The organism is Streptomyces bullii (assembly GCF_042657145.1).
Taxonomy (GTDB): domain Bacteria; phylum Actinomycetota; class Actinomycetes; order Streptomycetales; family Streptomycetaceae; genus Streptomyces; species Streptomyces bullii.
Map to the genome: position 1 here is coordinate 151,151 of NZ_JBHSNY010000013.1, position 23,273 is coordinate 174,423.

Annotated in this window: 22 protein-coding genes; 12 read left to right on the forward strand and 10 right to left on the reverse strand. The window is 72.3% G+C overall.

The genetic code is table 11. The features are described from left to right. Nucleotides 1-124 precede the first annotated feature (124 nt). From ACFPZJ_RS32825 to ACFPZJ_RS32840, 4 genes are all read left to right on the forward strand, one after another. Complete coding sequence (locus ACFPZJ_RS32825; RefSeq protein WP_381029325.1) at nucleotides 125-1,210, forward strand: S-(hydroxymethyl)mycothiol dehydrogenase; 1,086 nt, start codon at nucleotides 125-127, stop codon at nucleotides 1,208-1,210. Next, nucleotides 1,210-1,839 (forward strand): MBL fold metallo-hydrolase, encoded by a 630-nt coding sequence (locus ACFPZJ_RS32830; RefSeq protein ID WP_381029327.1) that lies wholly within the window; start codon nucleotides 1,210-1,212, stop codon nucleotides 1,837-1,839. The genes ACFPZJ_RS32825 and ACFPZJ_RS32830 overlap by 1 nt, the downstream gene beginning before the upstream one ends. An 86-nt stretch (nucleotides 1,840-1,925) precedes the next feature. Further along, nucleotides 1,926-2,840, forward strand: a complete 915-nt coding sequence (locus ACFPZJ_RS32835; RefSeq protein ID WP_381029329.1) for an SDR family oxidoreductase — start codon at nucleotides 1,926-1,928, stop codon at nucleotides 2,838-2,840. 530 nt (nucleotides 2,841-3,370) lie between these two features. Beyond that, complete coding sequence (locus ACFPZJ_RS32840; protein ID WP_381029332.1) at nucleotides 3,371-4,066, forward strand: L,D-transpeptidase family protein; 696 nt, start codon at nucleotides 3,371-3,373, stop codon at nucleotides 4,064-4,066. A gap of 38 nt (nucleotides 4,067-4,104) precedes the next feature. Here the strand turns inward: ACFPZJ_RS32840 and ACFPZJ_RS32845 are convergent, their stop codons facing one another. From ACFPZJ_RS32845 to ACFPZJ_RS32860, 4 genes are read right to left on the reverse strand one after another with little or no spacing between them, the layout of a single operon-like run. After that, complete coding sequence (locus tag ACFPZJ_RS32845; protein ID WP_381029595.1) at nucleotides 4,105-5,307, reverse strand: Gfo/Idh/MocA family protein; 1,203 nt, start codon at nucleotides 5,305-5,307, stop codon at nucleotides 4,105-4,107. A gap of 14 nt (nucleotides 5,308-5,321) precedes the next feature. Next, nucleotides 5,322-6,662 (reverse strand): ABC transporter substrate-binding protein, encoded by a 1,341-nt coding sequence (locus tag ACFPZJ_RS32850; protein ID WP_381029334.1) that lies wholly within the window; start codon nucleotides 6,660-6,662, stop codon nucleotides 5,322-5,324. Between the two features lie 9 nt (nucleotides 6,663-6,671). Next, nucleotides 6,672-7,592, reverse strand: coding sequence for a carbohydrate ABC transporter permease (locus tag ACFPZJ_RS32855; protein WP_381029336.1), 921 nt, complete (start codon nucleotides 7,590-7,592; stop codon nucleotides 6,672-6,674). Nucleotides 7,593-7,609: 17 nt separating this feature from the next. Next, nucleotides 7,610-8,575: a carbohydrate ABC transporter permease gene (locus ACFPZJ_RS32860; protein ID WP_381029339.1), complete on the reverse strand. Its 966-nt coding sequence runs from the start codon at nucleotides 8,573-8,575 to the stop codon at nucleotides 7,610-7,612. A 165-nt stretch (nucleotides 8,576-8,740) separates the two neighbouring features. Between ACFPZJ_RS32860 and ACFPZJ_RS32865 the strand changes: the two genes are divergently transcribed. The 3 genes from ACFPZJ_RS32865 to ACFPZJ_RS32875 all read left to right on the forward strand — a co-directional run bounded on the left by ACFPZJ_RS32865 (nucleotide 8,741) and on the right by ACFPZJ_RS32875 (nucleotide 11,173). Further along, on the forward strand, nucleotides 8,741-9,901 hold the full coding sequence (locus ACFPZJ_RS32865; protein ID WP_381029341.1) for an ROK family transcriptional regulator: 1,161 nt from the start codon (nucleotides 8,741-8,743) through the stop codon (nucleotides 9,899-9,901). Nucleotides 9,902-10,013: 112 nt separating this feature from the next. After that, nucleotides 10,014-10,187 carry a hypothetical protein gene (locus ACFPZJ_RS32870; protein ID WP_381029343.1) on the forward strand — a complete coding sequence of 58 codons (174 nt, stop codon included), beginning with the start codon at nucleotides 10,014-10,016 and terminating at the stop codon, nucleotides 10,185-10,187. Nucleotides 10,188-10,243: 56 nt separating this feature from the next. Beyond that, nucleotides 10,244-11,173 carry an EamA family transporter gene (locus tag ACFPZJ_RS32875; protein ID WP_381029345.1) on the forward strand — a complete coding sequence of 310 codons (930 nt, stop codon included), beginning with the start codon at nucleotides 10,244-10,246 and terminating at the stop codon, nucleotides 11,171-11,173. A gap of 17 nt (nucleotides 11,174-11,190) precedes the next feature. On the opposite strand, the gene ACFPZJ_RS32880 is transcribed toward ACFPZJ_RS32875, so the two are convergent. Beyond that, nucleotides 11,191-12,567 (reverse strand): S1 family peptidase, encoded by a 1,377-nt coding sequence (locus ACFPZJ_RS32880; RefSeq protein ID WP_381029347.1) that lies wholly within the window; start codon nucleotides 12,565-12,567, stop codon nucleotides 11,191-11,193. A gap of 134 nt (nucleotides 12,568-12,701) precedes the next feature. Then, nucleotides 12,702-13,730 carry a hypothetical protein gene (locus ACFPZJ_RS32885; RefSeq protein ID WP_381029350.1) on the reverse strand — a complete coding sequence of 343 codons (1,029 nt, stop codon included), beginning with the start codon at nucleotides 13,728-13,730 and terminating at the stop codon, nucleotides 12,702-12,704. 24 nt (nucleotides 13,731-13,754) lie between these two features. Between ACFPZJ_RS32885 and ACFPZJ_RS32890 the strand changes: the two genes are divergently transcribed. The 3 genes from ACFPZJ_RS32890 (at nucleotide 13,755) to ACFPZJ_RS32900 (ending at nucleotide 16,785) form a co-directional block, all read left to right on the forward strand. Then, a complete protein-coding gene (locus ACFPZJ_RS32890) occupies nucleotides 13,755-14,939 on the forward strand; it encodes a MalY/PatB family protein (RefSeq protein WP_381029353.1) in 1,185 nt (394 codons plus the stop codon). A 53-nt stretch (nucleotides 14,940-14,992) separates the two neighbouring features. Next, a complete protein-coding gene (locus tag ACFPZJ_RS32895) occupies nucleotides 14,993-15,379 on the forward strand; it encodes a PPOX class F420-dependent oxidoreductase (RefSeq protein WP_381029356.1) in 387 nt (128 codons plus the stop codon). A gap of 62 nt (nucleotides 15,380-15,441) precedes the next feature. After that, nucleotides 15,442-16,785 (forward strand): Gfo/Idh/MocA family protein, encoded by a 1,344-nt coding sequence (locus tag ACFPZJ_RS32900; protein WP_381029358.1) that lies wholly within the window; start codon nucleotides 15,442-15,444, stop codon nucleotides 16,783-16,785. 7 nt (nucleotides 16,786-16,792) lie between these two features. On the opposite strand, the gene ACFPZJ_RS32905 is transcribed toward ACFPZJ_RS32900, so the two are convergent. Both ACFPZJ_RS32905 and ACFPZJ_RS32910 read right to left on the reverse strand, forming a co-directional pair. Further along, nucleotides 16,793-17,206: a Zn-ribbon domain-containing OB-fold protein gene (locus ACFPZJ_RS32905; RefSeq protein WP_381029360.1), complete on the reverse strand. Its 414-nt coding sequence runs from the start codon at nucleotides 17,204-17,206 to the stop codon at nucleotides 16,793-16,795. Between the two features lie 171 nt (nucleotides 17,207-17,377). Next, a complete protein-coding gene (locus tag ACFPZJ_RS32910; RefSeq protein WP_381029363.1) occupies nucleotides 17,378-18,115 on the reverse strand; it encodes a TetR family transcriptional regulator in 738 nt (245 codons plus the stop codon). A 179-nt stretch (nucleotides 18,116-18,294) separates the two neighbouring features. Here ACFPZJ_RS32910 and ACFPZJ_RS32915 point away from each other — a divergent pair, with 179 nt between their 5' ends. Together ACFPZJ_RS32915 and ACFPZJ_RS32920 are read left to right on the forward strand one after the other, a co-directional pair. Then, nucleotides 18,295-18,936: a peptidoglycan-binding protein gene (locus ACFPZJ_RS32915; RefSeq protein ID WP_381029365.1), complete on the forward strand. Its 642-nt coding sequence runs from the start codon at nucleotides 18,295-18,297 to the stop codon at nucleotides 18,934-18,936. A 127-nt stretch (nucleotides 18,937-19,063) separates the two neighbouring features. Next, the gene (locus tag ACFPZJ_RS32920; RefSeq protein WP_381029368.1) at nucleotides 19,064-19,552 is read left to right on the forward strand and encodes a flavin reductase family protein; all 489 of its coding nucleotides are present in this window, start codon (nucleotides 19,064-19,066) and stop codon (nucleotides 19,550-19,552) included. 483 nt (nucleotides 19,553-20,035) lie between these two features. Here the strand turns inward: ACFPZJ_RS32920 and ACFPZJ_RS32925 are convergent, their stop codons facing one another. Together ACFPZJ_RS32925 and ACFPZJ_RS32930 are read right to left on the reverse strand one after the other, a co-directional pair. Beyond that, a complete protein-coding gene (locus ACFPZJ_RS32925; RefSeq protein ID WP_381029371.1) occupies nucleotides 20,036-22,441 on the reverse strand; it encodes a SpoIIE family protein phosphatase in 2,406 nt (801 codons plus the stop codon). Between the two features lie 250 nt (nucleotides 22,442-22,691). Further along, nucleotides 22,692-23,258 (reverse strand): antibiotic biosynthesis monooxygenase, encoded by a 567-nt coding sequence (locus ACFPZJ_RS32930; RefSeq protein ID WP_381029373.1) that lies wholly within the window; start codon nucleotides 23,256-23,258, stop codon nucleotides 22,692-22,694. Between the last annotated feature and the right edge of the window lie 15 nt (nucleotides 23,259-23,273).

The following is a 23,273-nucleotide window of genomic DNA, read 5'->3' on the forward strand; positions in this document are numbered from 1 at the left end:
CCGCCTGGCGGGTACGCCGCAAGGGGCCGGCACCGCGCCCGGACCGGCGTGATCGGGGCCCGTCACCGATCACTCGCGCGTAGGGTCGAGGAGACGGACACCGGCGGACGAAGGAGTCAGCACCATGGCGCAGCAGGTACGGGGTGTGATCGCACCGGGGAAGGACGAGCCGGTGCGGACCGAGACGATCGTGGTGCCCGACCCGGGCCCGGGCGAGGCCGTCGTGCGCGTCCAGGCCTGCGGGGTGTGCCACACCGATCTGCACTACAAGCAGGGCGGCATCAGCGACGACTTCCCCTTCCTGCTGGGCCACGAGGCCGCGGGCGTGGTGGAGTCGGTGGGCGACGGGGTCACCGAGGTCGCGCCCGGTGACTTCGTGATCCTCAACTGGCGTGCGGTGTGCGGGAAGTGCCGCGCCTGCCTGCGTGGCCGCCCCTGGTACTGCTTCGACACCCACAACGCCGAACAGCGGATGACCCTCACCGACGGCACCGAGCTCTCCCCGGCCCTGGGCATCGGGGCCTTCGCGGAGAAGACGCTGGTGGCGGCCGGGCAGTGCACCAAGGTCGATCCCGCCGTCTCCCCGCAGGCCGCCGGACTGCTCGGCTGCGGTGTGATGGCCGGCATCGGAGCCGCCATCAACACCGGGAACGTCGGCCGGGGCGACTCGGTCGCGGTCATCGGCTGCGGCGGTGTCGGTGACGCGGCCATCGCCGGATCGCACCTGGCCGGAGCGGCGCGGATCATCGCCGTCGACATCGACGACCGCAAGCTGGCCACCGCCCGCGCGATGGGCGCCACCCACACCGTCAACTCCCGCGAGACCGACCCGGTCGAGGCGATCCGCGAACTGACCGGTGGCTTCGGCGCCGACGTCGTCATCGAGGCCGTCGGCCGCCCCGAGACCTACCAGCAGGCCTTCTACGCCCGCGACCTGGCGGGCACGGTCGTCCTCGTCGGTGTGCCCACTCCCGAGATGAAGCTCGAACTGCCGCTCCTGGACGTCTTCGGCCGCGGCGGCGCGCTGAAGTCGTCCTGGTACGGCGACTGCCTGCCCTCCCGGGACTTCCCGATGCTGGTGGATCTGCATCTGCAGGGGCGTCTTGACCTGGAGGCGTTCGTGACGGAGACCATCGCGCTGGACGAGGTGGACAAGGCGTTCGAGCGGATGCACCACGGCGACGTGCTGCGCTCGGTGGTGGTGCTGTGATGACCGCCCGGATCGAACGCCTGGTCACCTCCGGACAGTTCACACTCGACGGCGGCACCTGGGACGTCGACAACAACGTGTGGCTCGTCGGCGACGACCACGAGGTGATCGTCATCGACGCCGCCCACGACGCCAACGCCATCGCCGAGGCGGTCGGTGACCGTCGCCTGACCGCGATCGTGTGCACCCACGCCCACAACGACCACATCGACGCCGCGCCCGCCCTGGCCGAGCGCACCGGCGCGACCGTCTGGCTGCACCACGACGACCTGCCGCTGTGGAAGCAGACCCATGCCGACCGGGAGCCCGACGCGTGGCTGGTCGACGGCCAGGTGATCGAGGCCGCCGGAGCCGACCTGAGGGTGCTGCACACACCGGGCCACGCACCGGGCGCGGTCTGCCTGTACGACCCGGGCCTGGCGACCGTCTTCACCGGCGACACCCTCTTCCAGGGCGGGCCCGGCGCCACCGGACGCTCCTACTCCCACTTCCCGACCATCATCGACTCGATCCGCGACCGGCTGCTCACCCTCCCACCCGAGACCGACGTCCTCACCGGCCACGGCGACCCCACCACCATCGGTGCCGAGGCGCCGCACCTCCAGGAGTGGATCGACCGGGGGCATTGACGGATGCCCACCGGAAAAGACGACAGAAGATGTCCGGCTTGCCCGCCACCCTGAAAGCGGACCCAGGCAATCAAGGGAGGCCGGACATGCCGGAACAGCCGCTGAAGGGCAAGGTCGCACTGGTCGCCGGAGCGACCCGGGGAGCCGGACGCGGCATCGCCGAACTCGGAGCGGCCGGTGCGACGGTCTACGTCACCGGCCGCACCACCCGCGCCCGGCGCTCCGCGTACGACCGCCCGGAGACCATCGAGGACACCGCCGACCTCGTCACCGAGGCCGGCGGACACGGCGTCGCCGTCCCCACCGACCACCTCGACCCGGCGCGGGTGCGCACCCTCGTTAACCGGATCACCGACGAGCAGGGCCGCCTCGACGTCCTCGTCAACGACATCTGGGGCGGTGAGACGCTCTTCGAGTGGGACACCCCGGTCTGGGAGCACGACCTCGACAACGGCCTCCGCCTGCTGCGGCTGGCGGTCGAGACGCACGCCATCACCAGCCACCACGCCCTGCCCCTGCTGCTGCGCACCCCAGGCGGCCTGGTCGTCGAGGTCACCGACGGCACCGCCGACTACAACCGCGACCGTTACCGCAACTCCTTCTTCTACGACCTGGCCAAGGCGTCCGTGCTGCGCATGGCCTTCGCGCTCGGCCACGAACTCGGCCCGCGCGGCGCCACCGCCGTCGCCCTGACTCCCGGCTGGCTGCGCTCGGAGATCATGCTCGACCACTTCGGGGTACGGGAGGAGAACTGGCGCGACGCCCTGGACCGCGTGCCGCACTTCGCCATCTCGGAGACCCCGCGCTACGTGGGCCGCGCCGTCGCCGCGCTGGCCGCCGACCCGGACGTGGCCCGCTTCAACGGGCAGTCCCTCTCCAGCGGCGGCCTGGCCCAGGTGTACGGCTTCACCGACCTCGACGGCAGCCGCCCCGACGCCTGGCGCTACCTCGTCGAGGTCCAGGACGCGGGCAAGCCGGCCGACACGACCGGGTACCGGTGAGCCACGCGGACGGACGGCCGGCACGGCCGTCGCGGGTGGCCTCGGCCTGCTGACCGGCGCCCGCCACGTCCGCCCGCGGGCGGGGCGTCGGCCTCGGCCGCACGCAGGGCCGGCGGGGGCGGTCCTGGCACCCGCATCGGGAGCGGTCCTGGCACCCGCCGGGCTGCTCGTACCGCTGATCGCTCGACGCCGCCGCGTCGGGCCTGATCGGCGAGCCGCCCCGGGGCGCGCGCCACGCTCGGTCGGCGCGGGGCCCTGCTGGCAGCCGCCTTCCGCCGGGTTCCTTCCCCCAGTGCCCACCCGCCGCGCGCTCCCTGGCCGCCACCCGGCACCGGTCCACCGGAACCGGTACACCCAGCCCCTGTCCACCCGGCCCCTGGCGACCACACCCCGCGACCGTGCGCGGCGAGTGCCCCGAACGCGGGAATGTCACCGTTTCGTCGCGACCCGGCCCGGCCCTACAACCGATGCCCCCGCACACCGGTCTAGCTCGCGGAAGAACACACCGCACACGCAGGGGAAGGCCGACCATGGGGGACATTCGCAGACGGGGCGCCGTCGCACTCGGGATCACCGGGCTGGTGGCACCGCTCACGCTCGCGCTCGGCGCCGCGCCGGCGCAGGCCGCGAGCTGCACCACGCAGACCGGCCCGTACCAGAAGCAGGTGGAGAAGTTCCTCGGCCGCCCGGTCGACGGCAAGCAGTCCGCCGCCGACTGCAAGGCCATCCAGGCGTTCCAGACCAAGCACGGCATTACGCCGAACATCGGCTACGCGGGTCCGGTCACCTGGGGCGTGATGGACCTGATGAACAAGCAGAAGGCCGTCGGCGACAAGCCCAACAAGGACGGCAAGTGCCCGGTGAACAAGGGCCGCATCGCCTGCGTGAACCTCACCCTCCAGCTGAGCTGGATCCAGGACGGCGAGAAGCTGGTCTACGGCCCGGTGCCGGTGCGCACGGGCCGCGACGGGTACGAGACCCGCACCGGCCTGAAGAAGATCTACTGGCGCAACATCGACCACGTCTCGTCCATCTACGACGTGCCGATGCCCTACGCCCAGTTCTTCGACGGCGGCCAGGCCTTCCACTCGGTCGGTGTCAGCATGTGGAACCCGCCCGGCTCGCACGGCTGCGTCAACATGACCAAGACCCACGCCAAGAAGTACTGGTCGCTGCTGAAGAAGGGCGACGACGTCTTCGTCTACGGCCGCAAGCCGGGCACCTGACGGCGGTCAGGCACCCGGCCGCGGCCGGCACCGGAGTGTCAGGCCTCCGGCGCGTCTCCGAAGTCCGGGATCTCCAGCCGTACCCCGCCCTGCCGCGCGGACTCGTGGGCGACGATGCCCGGCAGGGTGTAGCGGGCCGCCACCCACGCGTTCACCGACGGCAGAGTGCGGGTGTTGACCGCGGTCACGAAGTCGTCCACCAGGAAGTGGTGGCTGCCCTCGTGGCCGTTGTGCAGGTGGTCGAACTCCCGCGGCAGGCGCGCGCGGTCGTGCACCGGCGCCGAGCCCGAGGTGAAGGCGGCCCGCAGCTCCGGCGCGATGTGCTGGAGCGAGGGGTCGTCGGGCGACATGGTGGGCTTGGGCTCCAGCAGTTCGCTGATGTCCTCCACCCCGTTCTTGTCCTGCCACAGGGCGACGGTGGCGAGCTGCTCCATGCTCGCCTCCGTCCCGAAGAAGCGGAAGCGTGACTCCCGTATGTGTGAGGGGTAGCCGACCCGCCGGAACTCGTTCGTACGGAACGACCCGCCGCCCGCCACCTCGAACAGCGCGGTGGCGTTGGAGACGTCGTTGTCGAACTGGCTGACCGACCTGTCGAAGACGCCGTCGCCCCGGTCGTCGACCACACCGATCGCGGAGACGCTCACCGCGTGCGTCTGCCAGGCGCCCAGCACTCCGCCCACCGCGTGCGTCGGGTACAGCAGGGGCGGATAGCTGGCGGTGGCCTTCCAGTTCTCGCCGCCGCTGTACTGGTACGCCTCGTAGAACCCCAGGTCCATGTCGTGGACGTAGTCGCCCTCGGCGTAGAACAGCCGCCCGAAGGCGCCCTTGGCGATCTGGTTGCGGGCGTGCACCGTCGCCGGGTTGTACTGGCTGGTCTCGCCCATCATGTACGTCAGCCCGGTCGCCTTGACCGCGTCGATGATGGCCGCGATCTCCTCGGTGGTGATCGCCATGGGGACCGCGGAGTACACGTGTTTGCCCGCGTTCAGCCCCTGGAGCACCAGCGGACCGTGCGTCCAGCGCTGGGTGAAGATCGCGACCGCGTCGACGGCCTTCGACTCCAGCATCGCCTCGTAGGAGGGGAAGACGCCGGCCAGCCCCTGGGCGGCGGCGAGCTGCTCGGCCCTTTCGGGCAGCAGGTCGGTGACGTAGACGTCGCTGACGCCGGGGTGGGCCTGGAACAACGTGGCGAACTGGCCGGAGAACTGGCCGGCGCCGACGATGCCGAGCGAGAACGTCATGAAATGCGTGCCCTTCACTGGGAGAGAATCAGGTTGATCTGGTCGTTGGTCTGGTCGAGACTGCTCACGGGCTTGCCGTTGCCGTAGATGTCCTGCATGGCGGGCTTCATCAGCGCCGTCACGTCGGCCGCGTAGTTGGTGATCGGGTACGTGAAGGTGGTGAAGTCCTTCTTGTCGGCGACCGGCCGGGTGAACGCCGTGACGTCGATGCCCTTCTTCTCGTAGGCCGCGATGGCGGCGTCGGTGCCGGCCGGCGTGGCGGGGAAGACGATCCCGTAACGTCCCACGATCCGCTGGCACTTGTCCGACGACAGGTACTTCACCCACTTGACGGCGCCCTGCTTGTTGCGGGCGTTCCTGGTGATGGAGTCGGCGAGGCCGTTCATCATCGTGGCCCGCTTGCCGGTGGGGCCGACGGGGGTGAAGGCCGTGCCGACCTTCAGGCCCTTGGACCCGTAGTACGTCGAGATCATCCAGGCGCCGTCGAAGGCCATCGCGGCCCGGCCGGAGGCGAGTTGGGCGTTGGCCGGGTTGGCTCCCTCGCTGTAGTCCGACAGCGGCGCCATGTACCCCTTCTTCGCCAGTCCGAAGTACCAGTCGATCGTGGACTGGAAGGTTTTGTCGTCATACCGGTACTCGGTGCCCCACCGCTTCTTGTCGGTGTAGTTCCAGCCGACCGACGAGGTGAAGGGGCTCCACTGCGTCTGCCCGTCACCGGAGCCCTCGCCGCCGCTGGCCAGGCCGTACACCTTGACGTTGTTCTTGTCGAAGCCGGGTTCGTCGCCGCGCCTGCCGTTCGCGTCGACGGTGAGGTGGGCGATCGCCTTCTCGAAGCTGCCGCCGTCCTTGGGGTTCCAGTCGAGGCTGTTGAGCTCCTCGCCGGTCAGCCCCGCCTGGTCGGTCATCTTCTTGTTGTAGAAGAGCGCGACCGTGTCCCAGTCCTTGGGGGCGCCGTAGCGGTGGCCGTCCTGGGCGATCCAGCTGTCGGCGAGTCCCGCCTGGTAGTCGGACGGCTCGATGCCGAGGCCGTCCAGCGGCTCCAGCACCTTCAGGTCGGCGAACTGGCCGAACTTCTGGATGTGGTCCGTGAATACGTCCGGCTGGGTGCCCGCGATGAAGCCGGCGGTCAGCTTGGTCCAGTAGTCGTTCCAGCCCAGCTGGGTGATCCTGACCTTCAGGCCGGGGTTCTCCTTCTCGAAGCCCTTCGCGCAGGCCTGGTAGGCGGGGAGCTGGTTGGCGTCCCACAGCCAGTAGGACACCGTGTCGGCGGACGCGGCGGTACCGCCGCCCTGCGCGCACCCGGTCAGGGACAGCGCCAGCGCACCCGTCATCGCCACCACCGTACGAATTCGCATGACGTTCCCTCACTTGATCCCGGTGAAGCTGATGGAGCCGACGATGCGGCGTGCGAAGCAGCCGAAGAGCACGAGCATCGGGAGTGCGGCGATCAGCGTCGCCGCCATCAGACCGGACCAGTCGTAGCCGGTCTGCGGGGTCTGCGCCCGGAAGATCGCCAGGGCCACGGTCAGCACCCGTGAGCTGTCGCTGTAGGAGACCATCAGCGGCCAGAAGTAGTCGTTCCAGGCGGTGATGTACGTCAGCACGCCCAGGGTGAGGACCGGGGTGGACGCCATCGGCAGCATCACCCGGAAGAAGACCCGGATCTTCCCCGCGCCGTCGAGCAGCGCGGCCTCCTCGACCTCACGGGGGACGTTCATGAAGAACTGCCGCAGGAAGAACACCGCGAACGGCGTCATGAACATCGTCGGCAGCGCGATCCCCAGCAGGCTGTCCACCAGGCCCAGTTCCTTGATGAGCACGAAGTTCGGCAGCAGCGTGAAGATGGAGGGCACCATCAGGCCGGCCAGGAACAGCGCGAACACCTTGTCCCGGCCGCGCCACCGCAGTCGTGCGAAGGCGTACGCGGCCATCGCGGAGAAGAAGACCTGGCAGACGGTGATCAGCGTCGAGACGGCCACCGAGTTGAGCAGGTAGCGCCAGAAGCGCAGTCCGCCGCCCGCGCCGCCCTGGGCGATGGCCTCCTCGGTGGACTGCAGACCGAGGGCCCGTTCGAAGCCTCCGAGTGTCCAGTCCACCGGCAGGGGATCGCCTGGGTGCGCGGCGAGCGCGGTGTTGGTGGACAGGGCCGTCCTGAGGATCCAGTAGAACGGCAGCAGCGTCATGAGGACGATCGCGCCCATCACGGTCCAGGCGGCGATCCGGCCGGCGGACGGCCTGCGCCGCACGCGCGCGGGCGTTGTCGTGGTGGTGGCAACGGCAGCCATGCCGGTACTCCCTTCCGTCAGCCGAGGTCGGTCCGGCCGGCCCGGGTGAGCCGGTACTGGAGGATGGTGATCGCGGTCAGCACGACGAGCAGGGCGACCGACATCGCGGAGGCGTAGCCGAACTGGAAACGGCCGAAGGCGGCGCCGTAGATGTAGTACTGGAGCACGTTGGTGGCGTTGGCCGGACCGCCCGCGGTGGTGACGGCGACCGTGTCGAACACCTGGAACGAACCGATCACCGTCATGATCAGGACGACGGCCAGCACCGGGCGCAGCAACGGCAGCGTGATCCGCCAGAACATCCGCCACTCGCTCGCGCCGTCCACCTTGGCCGCCTCGTACACGTCGTGGGGAATGGCCTGGAGGCCGGCGAACAGCAGCAGCGCGGTATAGCCGACGTGCCGCCAGACGTTGATCAGCGCGATGGTCGGGATCGCCCAGTGCTCGTCGGCGAGGAACGGGATGTGGTCGAAGCCCAGGGCGCCGAGGATCTGGTTGCCGATGCCGAGCTGGGTGTCGAGGATCCAAAGGAAGACGACACCCGCGACGACGTTCGACATCAGGTACGGCGTGAGCACGATCCCGCGCAGGAGCGCCGACTGCGACAGCCGCTGGAGCAGGACGGCGATGGCGAGCGCGGCGACCGTCTGCACCCCGATGTTGATCACCACGTACTCGACGGTGACGCCCAGGGAGTTCCAGAAGATGGGGTCGTTGACCATGCGGACGTAGTTGTCCAGGCCCACCCACTCGGCCGGGGTCAACAGGTTGTAGCGGGTGAAGCTCAGATAGATGCCGCGCAGCGTCGGCCAGAGCAGGAACACCAGGAAGCCCAGCATCGCCGGGGCCACGAACAGCGCCGCGAGTCGCCCGTCCCCCCGGTTCTCCCGGGCCGTCGCCCCACGGGTCCTCGGTGCGGTCAGGCTGCCCTCCGTGCCGCTGAGCGGCAGACTCGGTGGAGGGCTGCTGGAGGCGATGGTCATCGAAGACTCCCTCGTCTGCGGCGGCTCGTCCTGGTGGCCACTTACTTTTGGCGCGGAATAATCTCTGCGTCAAGGGGTGTGCGGATATCTTTTGTCTGGCGGTAGGCCCGCCGTAGAGTGGCCTTGTTAGTTCTGGGATGGAAAAAACTGGGGGGTCCGACATCCATGACTGCAGGTGCTGCCAGCTGGCTGCCGCTGAGTCCCGGCGAACGCGCGGTGGCGATCGAGGTGCTCGTCCACGGACCGTTGTCGCGCGCCGAGCTGGCGCGGCGGCTGGACCTGTCGGCGGGCAGCCTGACCCGTCTGACCAAGCCGCTGATCGAATCGGGCCTGCTGGTCGAGGTACCCGACAACGGCGGTACGGTCGCCGCGCGCCAGGGCCGCCCCTCCCAGCCCCTGGACGTCGTCGCCGACTCGCGCTCCTTCCTCGGGTACAAGATCACCGAGGACATGGTCTACGGCGTCGTCACCACCCTCCGCAGCGACATCGTCGCCCGCCACGACCGGCCGCTCACCACCCACGATCCCGCCGAAGTCGCCGCGCTGCTGGGCGAGATGACCGCCGAACTGGTCCGCGACCACCCGCGTGTCGCCGGCATCGGGATCGGCGTGGGCGGCCTCGTCGAGGACCGTGCCGTGGTCGGCGAGTCCCCGTTCCTGCGCTGGCGGGACGTCCCGCTCGCCCGCCTCGTCGAGGAGCGCACCGGACTGCCGGTGGTCGTCGAGAACGACGTCGCCGCCCTCGTCGAGGCCGAGACCTGGTTCGGCGCCGGCCGCGGCCTGGACCGCTTCGTCGTCCTCACCATCGGCGCCGGCATCGGCTACGGCTTGGTCCTCGGCGGCAAGCGGGTGCCCTGCGCCGAGGAGGACCGCGGCTTCGGCCGGCACTGGATCCTCGACCCCAACGGCCCGCTCACGCCCGACGGTCAGCGCGGCAGCGCCGTCTCGCTGCTGACCATCCCCAACATCCGCTACCAGATCCAGGCTGCCACCGGCCGCGCCCTCGACTACGAGGAGATCCTCGCGCTCGCCGCCGCCGGGGACCCCATGCCCGCTCGCGTCATCGACGAGGCCGCGCGCGCCCTGGGCACCCTGGTGGCCCAGATCGCCAACTTCGCCATGCCGCAGAAGATCCTGCTGGCCGGGGAGGGGGTCGGCCTGATGGACGTGGCCGGCGAGACGGTCGAGGAAACCATCCGGGTCAACCGCCATCCACTGGCGGCGCCGGTCGATCTGGAGACCAAAGTGTCCGACTTTCACGACTGGGCGCGGGGCGCGGCGGTCCTGGCCATCCAGGTGCTGGTCCTGGGGGCGGCCGATGCGTGAACCGGCCCGCATTCCCTGCCAGATGGACGTGAGCAGCAACACGGTCCGAAATGTCCACTTAGCTCATGATTACTCACATCGTCTTCACGCCGGGGGCCGTAAGATTCACACCATGTCCACCACTGTTGAACCCTCCTCCGAGCGATCGGCTGCCGAGGTCAACGAGGAGATCCGGGCCCTGTGGCTCCGGTCGGGCGGGACACTGAGCACCGAGCAGCGCGAGGAGTACCAGCGGCTCGTCCTGGAGTGGGCCGCCGCCCTTCCGCAGCCGGTGCAGGCCGCCTGAGCCCCTCGTAGCCCGGCCGACGCATCACCCCACCGTCCCGGGGCACCCCCGATCCAATGGGTGCCCTTCTCGCACTGGCCTCGGCTCTCTGTTACGGCGTCGTCGATTTCGCCGGTGGCCTGCTCTCCCGGCGCGTCCACCACACGGCCGTCACCTTCCTCGGCCAGCTCGGCGGGCTCCTGCTCGCCTGCGCGGCGGCGCTCCTGTTCCCGGCGGAGGCCGTCCGCACGTCCGACCTGCTGTGGGGCGCGCTGTCGGGCGTCGGCAGCGGCACCGCCATGCGCTTCCTCAACCGCGGACTGAGCCGCGGTGCGATGAGCGTGGTCGTGCCGGTGAGCGCCGTCACCGGCGTCGCGCTGTCCGTGCTGTGCGGGGTGGCCGTCCTCGGCGACCGCCCCGGCGGACTGGCCTGGGCCGGCATCGCCGTGACAGGACCCGCGCTGTGGCTGGTCTCCCGGAGTGACGCGGGCCCTGGTGACGGACGTCTCGGCAGTGGCGGTGACGAAGATGGCAGTGGCGGTGACGGAGATGGCGGTGGTGGACGTCTCAGTGACGGAGGTCTCTCCGGCGCGCCGCCGGGCCGGAGCACGGCGGACGGTCTGCTCGCCAGTGTGGGCGTCGCCGTCCAGTACTTGGCCCTCGGTCAGGCCGGTGCCGCGAGCGGGCTGTGGCCGGTGGCCGTGGGCCGGATCGCCGCCGTCCTCCTCATGCTGCCGGACGCCGTCCGCCACCCGCGGCGCCTGAGACTGCCGCCCGTACGGTGCGCCCAGGCGCTCCTGGTGGGCGCGGGCGCCGCCCTCGGCCTCGTGCTGTACCTGCTCGCCGCGCAGCAGCAGATGCTGGCCGTCGCCGTCGTCCTGGCCTCCCTCTACCCGGCCCTTCCCGTCGTGCTGGGCCTCGCCCTGCTGCACGAGCGGATCACCCGGGGACAGGCCGCGGGACTGCTGGCTGCCGGCCTCGCGACCGTGCTGCTGACCCTGGGCTGAGGCGGCGGCCCGCCGGCTCAGCCCCAAGTCGCCGAGTAGTGCTGGCGATAGGCCTTGCGGTCCTGCTCCGCCCTGATCCACCGCGTGGCCACCAGAGCGACGAGGCTGCCCGCGATGACCAGCAGACCCGGCCCGATGTTGCGTGGGTCGGCGAGCCTCGACAGCACCGTGGACGGATCCGTGCCGCCCACCGGCGCCGATGAGCCGGGCCCGGCGGCGCCCGGAGCGGCGGCGCCCTGATCGGCCGACGGGGCCGGGGAGGGTGCGGCGCTCGTACCGTCACCGCCGCGCGGCGCGGACACGATCAGCTTCATGCCGAGCTCGGTCAGCGCCTTCGTCACCGGCTGGAAGAACGTCGTCCCGCCCGTCGCGCAGTCCCCGCTGCCGCCCGACGTCACACCGAGCGCGATGCCCTCGGAGAACAACGGGCCGCCGCTGTCGCCGGGTTCGGCGCACACGTTCGTCTCGACGAGCCCGCTCACGGTGCCCTCGGGGTAGTTCACCGTCGCGTTGAGCGCGGTCACCTGCCCGTCGCGCAGCCCGGTGGTGCTGCCGCTGCGGAACACCCGTTGCCCCACGGTCGGGTCCGCCACGCCCGTGATACGGACGCCCTTGCCGTCGCCGACCGCGACGACGTCGGCGCCCGCGCCCGCCCGGCCGCTGTCGTACTTCACCAGGGAGTAGTCGTCGCCCGGGAAGCTGCGCTCGACCGTCGTACCGACCTGCTGCCGGGCCCGGTTGTCGGCGAACCAGACGGAGCCGTCGGGCCCGCAGTGCCCGGCCGTGAGGATGAAGTCGCTCCGCCCGTCGGTCACGTTGAACCCCGCCGAACAGCGCCCGGCCGTCGACAGGATGGGCTGCGCCCCGTTCAGGCGGGTTGTGAAGGTGCCCTTCGTACGCTCCATGCGGACGAAGCCGCCGATGCCGTCCGCCACCTCGGTCAGCCGCGCCCAGTCGGCGGCGGAGACGGTGATGTCACCCCGTACCACCACCTCGTTGGCCCGGTAGTCCATGGCCCATGCCGTCCCGGCCACCCGGGGCGCCGAACGCAGCGTCACCGTCGCCGACTTGAGGTCGCGCATGCTGTGGCGCACCATCTTCGCCTGCGCGCCCGCCTCGCGGACCTCGGCGGCGGCTTTCTCGTCGGTGACCGCCACGACCGGCCGCCCGTCGTCGTCGACCCAGCTGCCCGCCGTACGGGAGGTGCCGAGCCGTGCCACGAGGTCGGCGCCGGTGCCGCCGTCGGCCCGGGCGGAGGTGTAGGGGACGGCGGACACCTCGGGAGGAGGCTCGCTCGCCACCGCGCGGGTGACCATCGCTCCTCCGAGAAGGAGCCCGCCGACCGCCGCCAGCCGCGTCACTCGCCGGACGACCCGTCGTCGTGCGTGCCTCATGCAAGACTCCTGAACTTCACCGGCGCGGCGACACCGCCGCGGGGCCCTCCCTGAGTTGAGCACCGTCCTTCCATACGGGACCGGACGTGCCGGTGTTCACCTGGCGGGTGATCCGCTGCCCGGTGGCCCCGGCGTCAACCGGCCACGCACGCCGACGGGTCGGCGCCCGGCAGGGGAGCGGCGAGCAGGGAGCGACTGCGTGCGTCACCCCACACGGACGCCGGGTCCACATAGGGCCGCAGCAGCGCGGTGAGCGCCGGGTCGCCACGGCCGTTCAGCTCGTCGGAGGCGATCTTGCGGGCGATCCCGGCGAGGAAGTCGGCGAGCTGCACCCGCGGGTCCAGCCGCGAGTGCACCAGCCGCAGCCCGCCGAGGCCGATGCCGTCGCGCCGGGCCGTCTCCTCGATCCACGCGATGCGCTCCGGCGTCAGCATGTTCTGCCGGTCGTGCACCAGACGCACACGGCGTCCCGTGGCGCTCCAGTGTGCGGCCGTCCGGACGATCGACGGCAGCAGCGGATTGAGGACGGGAACCAGGATCGGCCCGTCCAGCAGCCGCGCCCGGTACGCGACCGCGCGCGGCCGGTGATCCGCGAGCCGGTCCAGCACCTCCGCACCGGCCGCACCGGGGTGCGCGCGGCGCAGCGCGTCGACGGTGGCGAAGAACAGGTCGACGGGCACGTCCGGCCGCCCGTCGTTGCGTACCCGCAGCAGCTGGTTGGCCGCGGTGAGGAAGTCACGCCACCCCTCCTCACCGAAGGTCCGCCGCCCCGCGCGGAACAGCGTGACGGCCGCCGCCGGATCGTCGTCCAGCAGCAGGGCGACGGTCCGGTCCACCACGAAGAACGCCTTCTCGACGAGGTGCACCCGGGCGTGCCCGTGGATCGGCCCGGCCGGTGCGAGCAGCCACTCCAGCACCGCCCGGTGCTTCTCCCGCAGCAGGTGGTTCGCCTTGTACTCCTCGGCCGGGGAGCGGATCCGGTCCCGGATCTCCTGCACGGACGCGGCCGAGGCGGCCACCGACAGCCGCACGCTCGCGTGGGCGAACACGTCGGTGTTCCCGCCGGTGAGGTTCTCGCCGTCCGACCCCGACTCGTCGCAGGCGACCTCCAGGAACGGCCCGTCCGGCACTCCCCGCGCCGCGTTCTCGTCGTTTCCGCTCACACCACGGCCCCCTATCGTGTGCCCATGACCAGGATCCCGCACGAGACGTCCGGTGAACCGAACCCGCTGCTCGCCCTCAGCCTCGACCAGCTGAAACGCCGTACCAGCATGAAATGGCGTACCTACCCCGAGGACGTTCTGCCGCTGTGGGTGGCCGAGATGGACGTGCCGCTCGCCGAACCCGTCGTGCGGGCCGTCACCGACGCGCTGCGGCGCGGCGACACCGGCTACCCGGCGGGCACCGCCTACGCCGAGGCCCTGGCCGCCTTCGCCGCCAAGCGATGGGGCTGGGACGGGCTCGCCGTGGAGCGCACCGCGGTCGTGCCCGACGTCATGCTGGGCGTCGTCGAGATGCTCAAGCTGGTCACCGGGCACGGTGACCCGGTCGTGGTGAACCCGCCGGTGTACCCGCCCTTCTACCGGTTCGTGGCGCACCTGGACCGGCAGGTGGTGGAGGCCCCGCTCGGCGCGGACGGGCGCATCGACCTCGGCGTCCTGGAGGAGACCTTCCAGCGGGTCGCCGGCGGCGGCCGGCGGGCTGCGTACCTGCTGTGCAGCCCGCACAACCCGACCGGCACGGTGCACACCGCCGAGGAGCTGTCCGCCGTCGCCGCCCTGGCCGAGCGGTACGGCGTGCGGGTCGTCGCCGACGAGATCCACGCGCCGCTCGTCCTCGGCGGGGCGGAGTTCGTGCCCTACCTGAGCGTGCCGGGCGCGGAATGCGGCCTGTCGCTGATGTCGGCCTCCAAGGCGTGGAACCTGGCCGGGCTCAAGGCCGCGCTCGCCCTCGCCGGACCCGGTGCCGCCGCCGACTTCGGACGGCTGCCCGAAGAGGTCGGGCACGGCCCGAGCCACATCGGCGTCATCGCCCACACCGCCGCCCTGCTCGACGGCACCGCCTGGCTGGACGCCCTGCTCACCGGCCTCGACGAGAACCGGCGCCTGCTCACCGGCCTGCTGGCCGAGCAACTGCCCGCGGTCCGCCACCGCCCGGGCGAGGCCACGTACCTCGCCTGGCTCGACTGCCGCGCGCTCGGCCTCGGCGACGACCCGGCCGAGACCTTCCTGCACCGGGGCCGGGTGGCCCTCACCTCCGGGATCCCCTTCGGCACGGGCGGGGCCGGGCACGCACGCCTCAACCTGGCGACCTCGCCCGAGCTGATCAGGGAAGGGGTGCGCCGGATGGCGGCGGCCCTGGAGGAGGACTGAACGCGGACGCACCCGGGGCCGGGCCGCGCCGGCACTGACCTAGACTGCCCGCCATGAACGACACGCCGCTCGACCGGCTCGGCGCGGGCAAGTACCTGCTGCTGACCACCTACCGCGGGAACGGTACGCCGGTCGCCACCCCGGTGTGGGTGGTGCGCGACGGGGACGGCCTCGGGGTGTGGACCGCCGGCGACTCCTGGAAGGTGAAGCGGATCCGGGGCCGCGCCGACGTCCTGGTCGGCCCCTGCGACCTGCGCGGCAACCCGACCGGCGAGCAGCTGCCGGGCACCGCGGAGATCTGCGACGCGGCCACCACCGCCCGCTACCGCCGGCTGATCGCCCGCAAGTACGGCGTGGTCGGCCGGCTCAGCCTCCTGGGCAGCCGGCTGCGCCGGGGCACCCACGGCACCGTCGGGATTCGCGTCACCCTCACGCCCTGAAGCCTGGAAAGCGGTTACCGGACACGGGAGTGGACGGCGCGTCGACGGGAAAGGCCACCCCCATGAGCCGAATCCCCCGCCTGCGGGCCGCGATCGTCGGCACCGGCCACCGCGCCCAGATGTTCACCCGGGCCCTCGCCGCCCGCCCCGGACACCTCGTCGCCGCGCTGTGCGACCCGAGCCCGACCAGGATGGCCTTCCACAACCGGCTGCTGGCCGAGGCCGGCGCGCCGGCCGCCTCCCGGTGGGAGCCCGACCGCTTCACCGACATGCTCGCCGAGGAGGACATCGACGAGGTCGTCGTCACCACCGTCGACGCGGAGCACGACCGCTCCATCGTCCCGGCCCTCGAGGCGGGCTGCCGGGTGGTCACCGAGAAGCCGATGACCGTGGACGCCGAACGCTGCGCCCGCATCCTCCACGCGGTCCGTGAGACCGGCAACTCCCTGACCGTCGCCTTCAACTACCGCTTCAACCCGGTGCACGAGAAGGTCCGCGCGCTGCTCGCCGACGGCGCGATCGGCGAGGTGCTGTCGGTCCACTTCGAGTGGCTGCTCGACGTACGGCACGGCGCCGACTACTTCCGCCGCTGGCACCGCGAGAAGCAGTGCAGCGGCGGCCTGATGGTGCACAAGGCCTCCCACCACTTCGACCTGGTCAACTGGTGGCTCGCCGACGTACCCGAGCAGGTCTTCGGCCACGGACGGCTCGGCTTCTACGGCCGGGAGGCGGGCGAACGCCACGGGCTGCGGCGGGACTACGCCCGCGCCCACCGTGCCGAGGAGGCCGCCGACGACCCCTTCGCCCTCCACCTCGAGGCCCACGACACCCTGCGCGCCCTCTACCTGGACGCCGAGCGGGACGACGGCTACCTGCGCGACCGCAACGTCTTCGACGGCCCGATCACCATCGAGGACGACATGGCGGTCCTGGTGAGGTACGCGCGCGGTGCGACGATGACGTACCACCTGACCGCGTACGCCCCGTGGGAGGGCTACCGGATCATGTTCAACGGCAGCGCCGGGCGGCTGGAGCTGGACGTCGAGGAGAGCCGCTGGCAGCGGCCCCTGACCCGGGTCGCCTCGTCGGCCGGTGCGCCGCACGGGGACGCGGCGGCGGAACGCGCGGGCGGCGCCCGTCTGACCCTGCGTCCGCTGTGGGAGGCCCCGAGGGACATCCCGCTCACGGTCGCGCACGAGGCGCACGGCGGCGGCGACCCGCGCATGCTCGACGCGCTCTTCGGCCCCGCCGGTCCCGCTTGCCCTGCGGACACCGGCGCGGCGACCCACCCCACGGCCACCGAACGCGACGGAGCGCTCGCCCTTGCCGTCGGTCTCGCCGCCAACCGCAGCTTCGAGACGGGCCGTCCGGTGTGGACCGGGGAAGTGCTGCCGGGCATGGGGTGACTGCCCGTCAGCTCCAGGCCCGGTACGGCTCGTCGACGAGCTGGAAGACCGGCTCGCCCCGGACCGGGTCCTTGGCGGTGGACAGTCGCACCCGGTCCCCGCTGTGGATGCCGATGGGCGGGCCCATGACCCGGCCGCGTACGACGAAACCCTCGGCCATCTCGACCAGCGACACGTTGCGCGCCGCGGGCGTGTTGCGGTGCACCACCGTGGAGTGGCGCACGGTCCCCACGCCCTCGCTGCGCTCGGTCCGCAGGTCGCTGCCCCGGCAGACCGGACACAGCACCCGGTGGTACATGGCCGTGCCGCACCAGGTGCAGCGCTGGAAGAGGATGGCCTCCGTGGCCGGTCCGTGGGGATCGAGCACGCCCGTCGCGGAGCCGGCTGTCTGCTGAGCGACGCTTCCTGAGTGGTGGTACACGCTGGTCAACTCCCTGCACTCGGCCGGAATCCGCGTGCGCGGTCACCCGTGCACGCGCGTGCGCGGTTCGCCGTGCCACCGTGCACGCCGACAGAGTATGGCACTGAGTGCCACTCGTAAAGGCACTGCGTTCCCTGAGATCCGGACAGGCTCCGTCGTGGGCTCCCGCGATCAGTAGCCGCGTCCGAGCGTGGACTCGATCTCCTGCACCACACGCCACAGCGGCGCGCCGCGCCGGGAGACGACCACCACCACGTCCTCGGGCCGCTCGTCGGCGGGCGGCGCGGGCCCGTCCCCGAACGCGGCCTGGACACAGCCCAGCGCGTGGTCCACGGCCGCGCTCGCGTCGCCCTGTCCGTCCGACCGCAGCCAGGAACGCAGCGCGTTGTTGTGCGCCGCGACCACGGAGGCCGCGATCACATCGGCCCGCAGCGTGCCGTCGCGGCGGCCGGCGAAACGCCCGCGCAGGTACTCGGCCAGGGCGCGCTCGTAGCGCCAGACCACCGACAGTTCGTACGCGCGCAGTCCCGGCACCTGCTTGGTGAGCCGGTAGCGCTGCACGGAGAAGGTCGGGTTCTCGGCGTACATCCGCAGTACCAGCCGGGCCGCGTCGCAGACCCGGCGCACCGGTTCGGCGTCCTCGGGGCTCGCGGCCAGGAAGGCCGTCATGTCGGCCAGGCACCGCTCGTGGTCGGGGAAGACCACGTCCTCCTTGGAGGGGAAGTAGCGGAAGAACGACCGCCGTCCGACCCCGGCGAGCGCCACGATGTCGTCGACGGTGGTCTGCTCGTAGCCCCGCTCCAGGAACAGCTGGAAGGCCGCCGCGACGAGCGCCTCCCGCATCGGCGGCCTGGCCGTTCCCGCTTCCGCCTTGTCGCCGCGGCCGGGCGCCGCACTGCTGGAGCTCATGGACGGGAACGTAGCACCCGACCGGCGCGAATGGCACTCAGTACCCCCTGAGAGGTGCACTCGGTGCTGTCCGTCCCACGGCCGTGCCGCCGGGCGCCGCTGAACCCCCGCTCCACCGGCCCCGTATCTCTCCTCGGAAAGCGGGTCAGCCCCGCCGCACGGCACGGAAGGAGAGCAGCGTGTCGACACCGTCCGAGCCCGGGCAGCCGCACGACGGCCCGGCCCTCGAACCCATCCGCGTACTGCGCCCGCGCCGCACGGACGCGCTGGCGGAACTGTTCAGGGAGCTGACGCAGGACGCCGCCGGCTACGAGTCCGTCGCGGCACCGGCACCGAGCCGGGCCGGTGCCGAGGACGAGACGCGGGAACTGCCGCCCGTCGGGCGGCGCGTCCGGCCGCCGGAGGGAAAGGCGCTGCGCCGGGCGGCCGTCGTGGTCGCCGTGACCGCCGCCGCGCTCATCGGCTTCGGCGGCGCCCTCCTGCTGTCCGGCCGGAACACCGAGGACCGCGCGGCGCCCGCCCCGCAACCCACCGCCACACCACCCGTCCCGCCGCCGACCCCCACGCCCCCGGCCGGTCCCGCCGGCCCGGGCATCCTCCGTGAGGGAGACAGCGGCCCGGAGGTGACCGAACTCCAGGAACGCCTCCTGCGCGTCCCGGACGTCTACCGGGACGGCTCCACCAGCGGCCGCTACGACGCCACCCTGACCGCCGCGGTGGCCCGCTTCCAGCTCTGGTACGGCGTCAGGGGCGACGAGACGGGCGTGTACGGCGACGACACCCGCCTCGCGCTGGAGTCCCGCACCCCACCGGGCGCGTGACGTCGCGCGCCGGACGCATGAGGAGGCCCCGACGTGGTGAGGTGACACAGGGACGGAGACAAGGGACAAGAGACACCACGAACCGGGCACGGGACGACGGGACCGTGGGGACGGGAGCGGCGCGAGCATGGCGGACATCGACGCGTTCATGGGACGGCTCGACCCGGACATGTGCGTGGTCACGGCCGCCGCGGGCGGCGAACGGGCCGGCTGCCTGGTGGGGTTCGCCTCGCAGTGCTCCATCCGGCCCGTGCGGTTCGTGGTGTGGCTGTCCGAGCTCAACCACACCTTCCGCGTGGCGCGCTCCGCCGAGTTCCTCGCCGTGCACCTGCTGACGCGGCAACAGTACGGGCTCGCCGAGCTGTTCGGCGGGCGGACCGGGGACCGGGAGGACAAGTTCCGGCACGCCCGCTGGCGGGAGGGACACGGCGGGGCCGTGGTGCTGGAGGACGCGGCGGCCTGGTTCGTCGGCCGGATCGTCACGCGCGCCGGCGGCGGCGACCACGTCGGCTTCGTCCTCGACCCGGTCGACTGGGGCCGGGGGAGGGCGTACGAGGGTCCCCTGCTGCGCCTGCACGACGCGCGGAGTATCGCCCCCGGTCACCCGGTGGACTGATCCGCGGGCGCCCAGTCGAACGCCGGGCAACGGCTGGGAAAAGGTGCGGCGCGGCGGTGGCCGCGGGGCGGCACCCTGGAGCGGGGCCGCGCACGAGGCGCCCCGTCCGCCGCGAACCGAAGGCCACGCCGATGAACGGCTCCCGCGTTCCGGGCCTGGTGCTGCCCGTCCTCTTCCTGTTCGCCCTGGTCGTGGGGCTTGTCTGGTACTGGCGCCACCGCGACGACGAGTGAGGAAGCGGCCCAGGGCCCGTCCGGCCGTTCCCGCCTGCCCGGCGACGCCTGGCAGGCACCGCCCACGCCCGGCTTCGCTCGCGCGGGGGACTCCCCATGCCGCGTGGTGCCGAACCGTCGCCGAACCCTCCACGTGGGCTCCGCCACGAGGGCGCACCTGCGCCCTTGCGACCGCACGCACCCGACGCCGCGGAGCCCGCCCTTCGGGCGGACGACGGGACGGGTCGAACGGGCCTGGCGCTCCGGAGGCCTAGCGCTCCGGGTCCTGCGGAACCCGGATGTCCAGGACGCACACGTCGTCCCGCCGCTCCTCCTCCAGCATCGCCTCCAGCAGCGGATCGAGGGAGCCGGACCCGTCCGTGTGGTGGGCGGCCACGGCCGCGGCGAGACGCTCCAGTCCCCGGTCGATGCTCTCCGGGGGCCGCTCGACCAGGCCGTCCGTGTACAGGAGGAGCCGGTCGCCCGGTTCGAGGTGGCACTCGGCCTCCTCGAAGGAGGGCGTGGCGCTGGCGCCGAGCAGCAGGCCGTACGGGCGGGTCAGGTAGCGCACCTCGCCGTCGCGCAGCAGCAGTGGCGGCGGATGCCCCGCCTGTGCCCAGACCAGGCGCCGCGCACCGGGGTTGTAGCGGGCGAGCACCATGGTGGCGGTGCCGTGGGAGTCACGGGAGTGCAGCAGCAGTGTGTTCAGGCGGGCGAGCGCGCCGGTCAGCGACGAGCCGGTGATGACCATGCCCTTGGCGGTGAAGCGGAGCTGCGCCATCGTGGCGACGGCGTCGACGCCGTGTCCGGCGACGTCCCCGACCACGAACAGGGCGTCCCCGTCAGGCAGTTCGATCGCGCTGAACCAGTCGCCGCCGACGTGCACCCCGGACTGCGCGGGCAGGTAGGCGACCTCGACGCGCAGTTCGGCCAGGTTCACCACCCGCTTGGGCAGGGGCAGCAGCGCGTGCTGCAGCCGGGCCGCCAAGGCGCGCTCGGCCTGGAGCACGTCGTGCTGGGTGAGGATCTCCCGCTCGCTCTCGACGAGGGCCAGTTCCGCCCGCCGCCGCGCGGTCAGGTCCTGCACGAAGCCGTGCACCTCGACGGGCGTGCCGCGGCTGTCCGCCACGGCCTCGGCCACCAGCCGCAGATGCCGGACACCGCGCGCGGTCCGGATGCGGAACGGCACGTCGAACGGCCGTCCGTCATCCACCAGGTCCTCGATCGCGCCGGACAGGGCCGGCACGTCGTCGGGCAGCGCGAGGGCCGGCAGGTCGGTGAGACGGACCGGGCCGCGCGCGGGGTCCCGGTCGAAGAGAGTGAAGACCTGGGTGGACCAGGACGCCTCCCCCGTGGCCAGGTGCCAGTTCGCCCAGCCGAGGCTGCCCAGCCGCTGCAGGTCCGCCAGCCGCTGCTCCTGCCGGTCGGAGGAGCCGTGCCGCACCCAGGTGACGACCAGTTCCCCGCCCAGCCGCGCCACCCGCACCGCGTAGGTGGACAGCTCCGTCACGCCGTCCACGACCTCCTGGTGGGCGAACGGCTCGCTCTCGTACGGCTCGCCCGTGGCCAGCACCCGAAGACAGCCCTGCCACAGCGGCTCGTCCGCCAAGGGGCCGAACTCCAGCAGCCGCCGCCCGGCCAGGTCGGCGTCGCCACGGCCCAGCAGGCCGGCCGCCTGAGCGGTCGCCGCGTCGATGCGGAAGTCCTCGACCTCGCCGGACCGGCCGCGCAGCGGGGCGAGCAGCATCGCCGCGACCGGCAGCACCTCGAACACCGTCTGGACGGCGTCCGCCGGGCTGTCGGCGGAGTCCGCGGGCCGGGCGTGGAAGGCGCGCAGCCAGCCGGCGCACAGTCGTGTGATGCCCCGCAGATGGGAACGGTCACGCGGGGTGAACGCCCCGGCTCGGCCGCGCAGCACGCCGATGCACACCTCAGCGGAGCCGTCGGGGCGCACCGGCAGCCAGGCCCGGGACCGCCAGCGCTCCGGCGGATCCCCGATCAGCAGGTACCGCTTGCGGTCCTCGGCGAAGTCCTCCAGCCAGCGCGGCTCACCGGCGCGCAGGGCGTCCAGCGCCGCGACCCCGCTCAGCGGCGGCACCTGGCGCCACTCGGTGGCCAGGGCGTCCTCGACGCCGGCGTGCCCGGCCAGTTCGAGTCCTCCGGAGGGCCTGCGGGTGTAGATCATGACCGCGTCCGCACCCATGTCCTGCGCGAGGTGCTCCAGCAGGCACCGGGCCAGGTCCTGAGGCGTGCGGACCCGGACGAGGACCTGACCGAAACGGCCGAGAGCGGCGGAGACGTCGTCGGGCGCGGTCGCGTCGGGCAGCACGTCGGCGCCGGGCACGGCGGACCCGGTGCCGGTGCACGCCCCTGCGGTGGGCTGCTGGGCGGCTACCCGGGAGAGTGGGGTCGTCAGGCTGCCGAGGGTGATCCAGCACTCCTCCAGCAGCGTGCGGCGAGCCGCTTTGGCCCGCTGGAGCAGATGCTCGCCCGCCGCGTCCGCGGAACACCCCGACAGCGCCATGACCGCGCCCTTGGCCCGCTCCACGACCGCCGACGTCGCGGCGTGGTCGCGCAGCCGGTCCATCTCGGCGCGTTGCCGGGCGACGACCTTGGCCAGTTCGGCCAGGTCAGGCGCGGCCCCGGTCTCCGCAGGGGTGGCGGGCTCCCTCGTCACGCGTTGAGCATCGCACACGAAACCGGGTTCGATGACCCGCTTGTGCCCATGAACTGGGCCGGTGCCCGCGTCACACGCGTCCCGCGAGCCCCGTGCGGCGCGCGTGCTGGTGGGGTCGTGCCGGTCACCCGGCCTCCGACCGGCCGACTGGATGCGGATGATCGGACCGGGGCGCGCACGGCGCTCGCTCCCGCGCGCGGCACATCCCACGAGCCCCACCGAGTGGTCGTCGAGCCGGTCCGGGCGGCGCTCAGTGGTCGACGGGCCGGTACAGCCACTGCCGCAGCAGTCGGCTCAGGCGGGGCATGACCAGGTAGGTCAGCACGGGCAGCAGGATCAGGGGGAACACCGCGGCGCGCAGGGACAGGGGCCAGTCGGTGGTGCGGGGTGTGATCAGCCACTGGACGAGAAAGGTGAAGGGATAGGCGCCGAGGAAGGTGGTGAGCACCATCTTCCACCGGGGCGGGGACTGCACGGTGGTGCCCGGCAGGCTGAACCAGGTCTCCATGCCGGTCGTCGACTGGCGCTCGCTGCTGACCTCCGTGGCGATGTCCCGGATACGCCGGTGCCAGTGAGCGCGCTCCGGGGAGTCCAGCCAGGCGGTCAGCCGGCGCGGATCGGACCAGCGCAGCACCGCGTGGTAGCGGTGGCCGTCCTCGGGATGCAGCCAGGAAACCCCCTCGTTGCCCGGGAACTGCCGGGCGCACTGGGTGATCCCGCGCGTCCACTCCTCGAACTGCTCTTCGTGGCCGGGGCGCACCTGCCAGGTGAGGACCGTGGTCACCGGCTCGCCCCGCCGGACTGGTGTGGTGCTCATCCACCCCTGTGTGCC

What these genes read in the sequence shown, in the direction of transcription:
- ACFPZJ_RS32825 (WP_381029325.1), top strand. Translation starts at nt 125, where the DNA reads ATGGCGCAGCAGGTACGGGGTGTGATCGCACCGGGGAAGGACGAGCCG.
- ACFPZJ_RS32830 (WP_381029327.1), top strand. Translation starts at nt 1,210, where the DNA reads ATGACCGCCCGGATCGAACGCCTGGTCACCTCCGGACAGTTCACACTC.
- ACFPZJ_RS32835 (WP_381029329.1), top strand. Translation starts at nt 1,926, where the DNA reads ATGCCGGAACAGCCGCTGAAGGGCAAGGTCGCACTGGTCGCCGGAGCG.
- ACFPZJ_RS32840 (WP_381029332.1), top strand. Translation starts at nt 3,371, where the DNA reads ATGGGGGACATTCGCAGACGGGGCGCCGTCGCACTCGGGATCACCGGG.
- ACFPZJ_RS32845 (WP_381029595.1), bottom strand. Translation starts at nt 5,307, where the DNA reads ATGACGTTCTCGCTCGGCATCGTCGGCGCCGGCCAGTTCTCCGGCCAG.
- ACFPZJ_RS32850 (WP_381029334.1), bottom strand. Translation starts at nt 6,662, where the DNA reads ATGCGAATTCGTACGGTGGTGGCGATGACGGGTGCGCTGGCGCTGTCC.
- ACFPZJ_RS32855 (WP_381029336.1), bottom strand. Translation starts at nt 7,592, where the DNA reads ATGGCTGCCGTTGCCACCACCACGACAACGCCCGCGCGCGTGCGGCGC.
- ACFPZJ_RS32860 (WP_381029339.1), bottom strand. Translation starts at nt 8,575, where the DNA reads ATGACCATCGCCTCCAGCAGCCCTCCACCGAGTCTGCCGCTCAGCGGC.
- ACFPZJ_RS32865 (WP_381029341.1), top strand. Translation starts at nt 8,741, where the DNA reads ATGACTGCAGGTGCTGCCAGCTGGCTGCCGCTGAGTCCCGGCGAACGC.
- ACFPZJ_RS32870 (WP_381029343.1), top strand. Translation starts at nt 10,014, where the DNA reads ATGTCCACCACTGTTGAACCCTCCTCCGAGCGATCGGCTGCCGAGGTC.
- ACFPZJ_RS32875 (WP_381029345.1), top strand. Translation starts at nt 10,244, where the DNA reads ATGGGTGCCCTTCTCGCACTGGCCTCGGCTCTCTGTTACGGCGTCGTC.
- ACFPZJ_RS32880 (WP_381029347.1), bottom strand. Translation starts at nt 12,567, where the DNA reads ATGAGGCACGCACGACGACGGGTCGTCCGGCGAGTGACGCGGCTGGCG.
- ACFPZJ_RS32890 (WP_381029353.1), top strand. Translation starts at nt 13,755, where the DNA reads ATGACCAGGATCCCGCACGAGACGTCCGGTGAACCGAACCCGCTGCTC.
- ACFPZJ_RS32895 (WP_381029356.1), top strand. Translation starts at nt 14,993, where the DNA reads ATGAACGACACGCCGCTCGACCGGCTCGGCGCGGGCAAGTACCTGCTG.
- ACFPZJ_RS32900 (WP_381029358.1), top strand. Translation starts at nt 15,442, where the DNA reads ATGAGCCGAATCCCCCGCCTGCGGGCCGCGATCGTCGGCACCGGCCAC.
- ACFPZJ_RS32910 (WP_381029363.1), bottom strand. Translation starts at nt 18,115, where the DNA reads ATGAGCTCCAGCAGTGCGGCGCCCGGCCGCGGCGACAAGGCGGAAGCG.
- ACFPZJ_RS32920 (WP_381029368.1), top strand. Translation starts at nt 19,064, where the DNA reads ATGGCGGACATCGACGCGTTCATGGGACGGCTCGACCCGGACATGTGC.
- ACFPZJ_RS32930 (WP_381029373.1), bottom strand. Translation starts at nt 23,258, where the DNA reads ATGAGCACCACACCAGTCCGGCGGGGCGAGCCGGTGACCACGGTCCTC.